8 protein-coding genes are annotated in these 7,221 nt (G+C 31.5%); 4 read left to right on the top strand and 4 right to left on the bottom strand.

Annotated features, from left to right (window positions below; translation table 11 throughout):
- Positions 1 to 1,004: lamin tail domain-containing protein (locus tag N2712_06745; protein ID MCX8029673.1), on the bottom strand; the 1,004-nt coding region annotated here is incomplete at its 3' end.
- Between the two features lie 205 nt (positions 1,005 to 1,209).
- Between N2712_06745 and N2712_06740 the strand changes: the two genes are divergently transcribed.
- The 3 genes from N2712_06740 to rodA are packed head-to-tail and all read left to right on the top strand — an operon-like array spanning position 1,210 to position 4,515.
- Entirely contained in the window at positions 1,210 to 2,397 is a 1,188-nt protein-coding gene (locus tag N2712_06740) for a PilZ domain-containing protein (GenBank protein ID MCX8029672.1), read from the top strand.
- A 3-nt stretch (positions 2,398 to 2,400) separates the two neighbouring features.
- Entirely contained in the window at positions 2,401 to 3,204 is an 804-nt protein-coding gene (locus N2712_06735; GenBank protein MCX8029671.1) for a hypothetical protein, read from the top strand.
- A 3-nt stretch (positions 3,205 to 3,207) separates the two neighbouring features.
- Entirely contained in the window at positions 3,208 to 4,515 is a 1,308-nt protein-coding gene (rodA, locus tag N2712_06730) for a rod shape-determining protein RodA (GenBank protein MCX8029670.1), read from the top strand.
- A 15-nt stretch (positions 4,516 to 4,530) separates the two neighbouring features.
- Here the strand turns inward: rodA and N2712_06725 are convergent, their stop codons facing one another.
- Positions 4,531 to 5,067, bottom strand: a complete 537-nt coding sequence (locus tag N2712_06725) for a thermonuclease family protein (protein MCX8029669.1) — start codon at positions 5,065 to 5,067, stop codon at positions 4,531 to 4,533.
- Positions 5,068 to 5,208: 141 nt separating this feature from the next.
- On the opposite strand from N2712_06725, the gene N2712_06720 reads away from it, so the two are divergent.
- The gene (locus tag N2712_06720; protein MCX8029668.1) at positions 5,209 to 5,781 is read left to right on the top strand and encodes a hypothetical protein; all 573 of its coding nucleotides are present in this window, start codon (positions 5,209 to 5,211) and stop codon (positions 5,779 to 5,781) included.
- A 17-nt stretch (positions 5,782 to 5,798) separates the two neighbouring features.
- On the opposite strand, the gene tsaE is transcribed toward N2712_06720, so the two are convergent.
- A complete protein-coding gene (gene tsaE, locus N2712_06715) occupies positions 5,799 to 6,224 on the bottom strand; it encodes a tRNA (adenosine(37)-N6)-threonylcarbamoyltransferase complex ATPase subunit type 1 TsaE (GenBank protein MCX8029667.1) in 426 nt (141 codons plus the stop codon).
- Positions 6,211 to 7,221: a Gfo/Idh/MocA family oxidoreductase gene (locus N2712_06710; protein MCX8029666.1), complete on the bottom strand. Its 1,011-nt coding sequence runs from the start codon at positions 7,219 to 7,221 to the stop codon at positions 6,211 to 6,213. The genes tsaE and N2712_06710 overlap by 14 nt, the downstream gene beginning before the upstream one ends.

The raw sequence follows: 7,221 nt of genomic DNA, 5'->3' as shown, positions 1-7,221 counted from the left end.
GAGTTAGTTATACCACCAGATACTCCTAGAACAAACCACTTATAGGTTTCTACTGGGAATGCGAGGATGTTTATATTAGTGTTAGTAGTATTCACTGATATATTCGTAAATACTTGGTTACTAGTAGTGAATACTAGTATATACGATGAATATGAACTTCCTAAACCTGTCAGCATCCATACAAAATTCTGCGTTGAATTCAGTGCTTTATTTATAGTTGTATTATTAGTAGGAGTAGCCAACAATATAGCTCTAAAGACAAACCACACAGAGTTCGAAGCACCAGGTGTTCCAAGATTGTTAGTTCCACCATAAGCATAGTTAATATTGCTCACAGCAGCTTCCCAAGCACTATTATTTGTCCCACTTATAAACGGCAATACTCTCTCCATAGTCCTCTTTGGCATCCCTGAACTACCCTTCATCATAACCTGCCCAGGTTTCCCACTCCTCGTCTCAACAAAGTCTATCTCTTCTCCATTCGGCGCTATTATTGCTATCCTAAATCCACCATTACCTATGTAGTTTATCCCACTCCACAAAAACGTTTTATAAGTGTTGGTATTTAACACTAACTCATAAGGATTGTTAGAACTATTCGTTATAAACACAACCAGAAACTCACCAGGATTGAGAACTATACTAGGTAATGTAACCCTCTTGTTCGTAAAATCACCTCCACCATCATACCTCAATTGAAATCCTGTCAAGTTTATCGGACTTGATGTGTTATTCATTATCTCCACGAATTCTCCATTTGGAGTAGCATCAGTAGTATTTGAATATGATCCTCCCCAGTTGATTTCTGTTATTACTAGATCCAAAAAATTGTAAATAGCACTACTAGAACCTATATTATTTCCGTTAGAGTTATTATTTCCACCATCGGTATTATCCATTTCACTAAAGTCGTTACCTGTATTCTCTGTGACTTGTCTAGCACAACTGTAAAATACAGCAACTGTAAGCGCTATGACAATTAAAACTATAAATATTTTCTTCATAAGATAACCTCCAATAATTGTAGGATTTAGATAATTATAGAAACGAAAAAATAATTTTAGTTAAAGACTATGTAAATACTTTGCAAAAGCATTTAACAAGAAATATTCACACTAAAAAGCAAAACTAGCAAATAGTTGACTGACCAGGATGAAAAACTGACCGATTATTGAAAAATTTGAGAGGATGAGATATAATATTTAGAGTATGCCTCAGAAAGTTATAACAGATTATGGAGAGATAATATCGATCTTTAAAATATGCAAGTTATACACATTAAAGCTAAATATAGTGTACGATAACAACAAACTCAATGGAACGATAAGTAATATATCAGAATATATAATGACTCTAGAAACTGATTTTGAGATACCGTCATCAGTTAAATCTGTTGATATATCTTTCGAGTTGAACAAGGAACCATATCATTTTAAGTCTGAAGTTGTCAAAATATCAGGCAAAGAACTATCAATACTCATACCATCACAAGTTGAAATATGGATACCAAGAAAATACGAGAGAAGCCTTTGCTACGGCAAAGTGTTTTGTAACATAAATGTTATAAGGGATATCTCACAAGAACTAAGAACAAAAATACAATCAATGCCACCTAGACTTGCAACTATATTCAATGAACTATCAAAAGATACACCACAAATACCACTTATAATAAAAATGGTAAACACCGAGCTAAAAGGAATATCAAACATAGGTGAATTATTTTTACACAAACAAGGAGAAAACCTGCCTTTGCCTGTTATAATAATATCAAAATACAAAAAATCTCTACTTATTGAAGACACCCAAGATCCTAAATCTTACTATAAAAAGTACTTTGGAGATGATATAATACCTTTCACGAAATTTATGGAGGATCTTAATTGGAACAGTAGTAAGATAGAAGAAGAAATAAAAAAGTTTATCATATTTTTCCAAAAAAATAACATAAAAAGTATATGTTATGTACCAATATTCCTATTTGAGAATACTGTAGGACATATAAGAGTAGCAAGCTTACTTGACAAGGTAAGTAAATCTTTAACAATAAGAGATGTATTTTACATAAGATCATTGGGAGATATAGTATCAGAAGCATTAGCAAAGTACAAACTATTTTCACTAGCTCAAAATTCAGAATATCCACTTCCTGTTCATGATATAAGTATAGGAGGAATAAAAGTAGAAATAGAGCAGTATCTATCCAAGTTTCTTGAAGCAGGTACTAAAGTTAAGCTAAATATAAAGTTTAACAACGGTAAATCAATATCAGTAAAAGGCAAAGTACTGAGAATAGATGCCCAAGAAGAAAAACTTTTCTTAGCAGTTGAATTTGAGAATCTTGACAAATCAGACGAAGTTATAATATCAGACTTCATTAAGAAAAATAAGGAGTAACATATGGCAATAAAAAGAATCGAAAAAGAAAAAAAAGAAGCATATCAGCAGTTATCTCATCCATTAAAAGAAGAAATTGAAAACATAAAAAAACAAATACAAAACATAGAAGTAAGTAGCTTAAGAGGTGGAAACCTAGGAAACTACAAAAATTTTCTTCTCGCAAGCTTATACACTGACATAGCGATATCATATATAAAGATGAATAGACTAAGTATGCACACTATGGATATTAAACAGGACGAATTACTAGAAAATGCTAGAAAAAACTTGTATAACGCCATATCAGTGTTAGAAAAAATAGTAAGTGACGTTTTAGATGGGGACTTAAACGAGATAAGCGATAGACTTAAAGGTACGGAAAAAATGACACCATATAGAAAGTTATATTTGCTTAAGAAGATAGAATTAACACTAAAAATATTATCAGAAGAGCTCGAGGGAGGAAAATGGAAGTATAAACTGCTCGAAATGTTTTCAAAACTTGCTGTTGTCGCCAAGAATTGTATAAACTTTAGAGAGTATACTGGTATGAATCCTATGGACCCTAATTATAGATATTATAACGAACTAATAGCATACGCAAAAGATTTATTGAGAAAGTCTGCAGACGAATATAGAGAAAAATATGAAATATCAGGACACGAAATAAGTGACATGCGTAAGGCTCAAGAACATCTTAAAGCTATAATGCGTATGAACAATGTACTCGGGCAATACGAAGAATCAAAAGAAATAAAGAAAATAATAGACAAATGGTCACAAAAAATGGAAGAAGACCTAAAAATAAAAGAAAAGAAAAAATAGTTTATGAACAGACTACCATTTGATAGAATTATAACATTTACTGTTTTATCACTCATAATCATAGGTCTTGTAAATCTATATAGCGCCAGTTACTACTTCGACAAATCTATATTTCTAAAGCAAGCAATATGGGTAATAATAGGATTTACCATAATGATAACATTATTCTTCACGAAGTATGAAACTATGATAAACTCTTCGTTGATAATCTATGTATTTTTCACACTTCTGACCATACTAACAATCTTTATAGGAAGAGAAATAAGAGGAACTAAAAGCTGGTTAAATATACTCGGAATGGGAATACAACCTTCAGAATTTTTAAAAGTCGGGGTGCTACTTCTAGCCACTAAATACCTAACAATCGAAGGTGTCGATCCAAAAAAATTTTCAACTTTTGTTATAGTTTCTTTGATATTCTTAGGTCCCGTTGGAATAATAATGCTACAACCAGATCTAGGAATGGCTATATCATATTTTCTGCTATTCATAATATTCTCATTGTTAGCAGGCCTAAATCATAGGTATTTACTCATGCTGATATTTATAGGATTTTCACTAGGATTTTTCCCCTTTTTCAATGCCTATGTTGATTTTCTACAAAAGTCCAACATAATACAAAACTTATCAAAAACACTAAAAGTACTAATATCAAAAGAATTTGCTTACGCTTTATTAGCATCATCAATCTTCATATTTGTAACTTCCTTTATAATATCAAGATTCGCAAAAGATAGAGTTAGAATGATATTTGGTATTCTAATATTAATATTTTCACTAGGTTTTTTAGCAGGCAATATTGCATATAATAAACTTAAACCATATCAAAAAAACAGATTAATGGTATTCTTTAGTCCCGAAATAGATAGACTTGGAGCAGGATATAACGTAATCCAATCAGAAATAGCAGTAGGTTCGGGAGGATTATTCGGAAAAGGATTTATGAAAGGATCTCAAAATAAATTGAATATACTACCAGAAAGACACACTGACTTCATATTTGCCGTACTCGCAGAGGAATGGGGATTAGTAGGAAGCATTATTGTCTTAATACTCTTCCTAATATTATTCTTTAGATTACTTTGGCTTATAAGTAACTCAGAAAACCAAAAAACATATCTATTACTAAGTGGTACAACATCAATAATATTTGTAAACTTCACTATAAACATGCTCATGGTTCTAGGTCTAGCACCCGTAACAGGATTACCACTACCGTTTATGTCCTATGGAGGATCATCTATAATAACCAATCTAGCACTTATAGGTATAGTTAATAACATCTACAGAGAAAGATTTATACTATACTAGTATTATCCATAATCATCAGTAAGCATATATGCCTAATTTCTCTCTCTTTGCCTTATCTTCTGCATTCAGTATTCTGTAGTAATATGCACTTCTCTTTTTTAACATATAAGGTCTTGCTAAACCATTTCTAACCATATATTCATTAACTAACATATTATCATACCATACCCATCCTAGATTCCTTTTATATCTATCAACATCTTCTATATCAACCAATACAGTTTTGTTCAGTATTAATCTTCTAAGCTCATATTTAGCTTCATTCCCGAGTCTAATTAATGAGTTAGGTGGAATTCTTATGAATACATTATACTCTCCAGCAACTTCAACTTTCGTAGTATCTCTCTTAAACTTAGCATTCCTCTTAGTCTCAGGAGCATCTATACCTAATAGTCTTATATCGTAGTATTTACCATCTTTCGTTCTTATTGTTATAGTATCCCCATCTTCAACATCAACCACTACCCCTTCTAATCTAACTCCATACAAGATCAATGGTGTAAATAAAAATAAAAATAAAACTAAAAAGATAAATAAACTTATCTTCTTCATAATAGTTATTGTAGACAATACACAAAAGCTCTTTCAATAAAAGAGAAACTTCCAAAATATAAAGTATCACAAACAAAAGAATATTGAAAGGAGATAAGCGTATTTTTAGAATTTCAGGTAACAGGTAATAGGAGGTATGATATGAGAAGATTACTATCTATAGCCCTGATATTTACTTTTGCTTTTTCGCTTACCACCATTGCTAAAGATTTTGACACTGGAAGCAAGAGCGTGAAACTAATTGAAGTAAAAGGTAGAAAAGGAACGCTTGAATTTACAATAAAGGTAAGTGATTTGAAAAAGTATGTTAGTGAAATGGTTGAAAGAGTCAAAAAAGAAGCTCAAGATCCATCTCTAAAGGGTATGAAGAAAAAATCTGCAGAAGCAAGAGTAAATCTGTACCTAGAAAAACAGCAAAATCTAGCAACTAAACCCATATACTCTCTAGCGATCGGTGGAACTATGAATGGATGGAATCCAGCAGAAAATCTAATGAAGAAAGTAGATGAAGACACCTGGAAGTTAAAACTAGAGGATGTAAGATTAGGAGATTTTATATACAAATTTGTCATCTACCATAAAAACCCTCTTGACAAAGATTTTAATAACCAAAAAGATATGACTTGGATTGAAGATCCATTCAATCCCAATAAACAACCAGATGGATTTGACGGTTTTAATAGCGTTTTAGATCTATCAAAATTTAAAGAGTAAAATTTCAGGGGTAGACTTTACCCCTTTTTTATTGTAATTTTCCTTTCCTTCTCGCTTATGTGCTCTATTTCAATAACAAATAAATCAAATTCTAAATCAATGTTAATCTTATTCCATTCAATGAGTTTTATTGCTTTCTCATCCTTCAGATAGTCAAGAAATGTTTCATAATCTACAAAATTAATATTCTCAATCCTATATAGATCTAAATGATATATCCTAACTCTACCTTCATAAACGTTTAACAAAGTGAACGATGGACTTGAAACATCTTCTTCACTAATGTTGAAATACAAACAAAAACCTTTAACAAAAGTAGTTTTACCACTACCTAAATCACCAGAAAGAACAACAATATCTCCTTTTTTGGTAATACTGGCAAATTCAAAAGCAACTTTTTTCGTGTCTTCTTCAGATTTTGTTATTGTTTCAAATAATTTCATGATAGTGAGGATATTTTGAAAAGTTTGCTCTCCACTGGCTATATATGATATCCATAATCTTCTTTGCTACCGTGTGAGTCTTAAGATCCAATTCATTACTAAACATTGGTTTTTCCTTACCCAAAACACAATTTATAAAATGTCTCAACTCCCTTTTAAGAGCATCTTCTTTTTTAACAAAAACTTTCTCTATGAATGCTTCTTGAACATACTTTATTTCATCCTTATTCAGTATATAATCTGAAGACGCTTGTCTATATATTGTTATATCCTGAGTAGAGTAATCAATCTCAATAAATGACCCTTCTTGAGATATCTGAAGGATTCTCCTTTTATTCTCCGTTACCCTACTAGCAGTAATATTTGCTATAGTCTCATCAGAAAATACTATTGTAGCATTTGCAACATCTTCATAATCAGAGTAAACTTTTATTCCAGAAGCACCAATGTATATAATATCCTTATTACCCTTACCTATTACATTCAATACAATATCTAAGTCATGAACCATAAGATCAAGAACTACACCAACATCTCTTATTCTAGTATTCTTTGGTCCCATTCTTCTTGCTTCTATAAGTAATGGTTTTGTTACTATATTCCTAAGCTCTTGAACTGCCCCATTATAACGCTCTATATGACCTACTTGTAATACAACGTTATACTTTGACGAAAGATCTATTAACTTCTTGGCATAATTAATACTTCTAGTTATAGGTTTTTCAACAAGTACATGAACCCCTCTCTTTATGAATTCAGAAGCAATATAGTAATGTAAAAACGTAGGTACAGCAACTACCACTGCATCAACTCTACCAAAAAGGTCTCTAACATCTCTAAAATATTTAGTCTTATATCTATCTGCAATCTCATAACCTTGCTTCTCATTAATATCACAAACCCCAACAAGATTAACGTCATCCATCGAAGCAAGAGCATTCACATGATACCTTCCCATATGTCCTACACCTATAACAGCAACACTAACCTTACTCAT

Source organism: Brevinematales bacterium, assembly GCA_026415355.1.
In the GTDB taxonomy this organism is placed as follows: Bacteria; Spirochaetota; Brevinematia; order DTOW01; family DTOW01; genus SKYB106.
Note: the sequence above shows the minus strand (reverse complement) of the source record. Positions and strands in the feature narration are given on the sequence as shown.

Bases quoted from the DNA above. Each gene is read 5' to 3' on its own strand.
- N2712_06735 (MCX8029671.1), top strand. From the start codon at position 2,401: ATGGCAATAAAAAGAATCGAAAAAGAAAAAAAAGAAGCATATCAGCAG.
- N2712_06725 (MCX8029669.1), bottom strand. From the start codon at position 5,067: ATGAAGAAGATAAGTTTATTTATCTTTTTAGTTTTATTTTTATTTTTA.
- N2712_06710 (MCX8029666.1), bottom strand. From the start codon at position 7,221: ATGAGTAAGGTTAGTGTTGCTGTTATAGGTGTAGGACATATGGGAAGG.
- N2712_06720 (MCX8029668.1), top strand. From the start codon at position 5,209: ATGAGAAGATTACTATCTATAGCCCTGATATTTACTTTTGCTTTTTCG.
- tsaE (MCX8029667.1), bottom strand. From the start codon at position 6,224: ATGAAATTATTTGAAACAATAACAAAATCTGAAGAAGACACGAAAAAA.
- rodA (MCX8029670.1), top strand. From the start codon at position 3,208: ATGAACAGACTACCATTTGATAGAATTATAACATTTACTGTTTTATCA.
- N2712_06740 (MCX8029672.1), top strand. From the start codon at position 1,210: ATGCCTCAGAAAGTTATAACAGATTATGGAGAGATAATATCGATCTTT.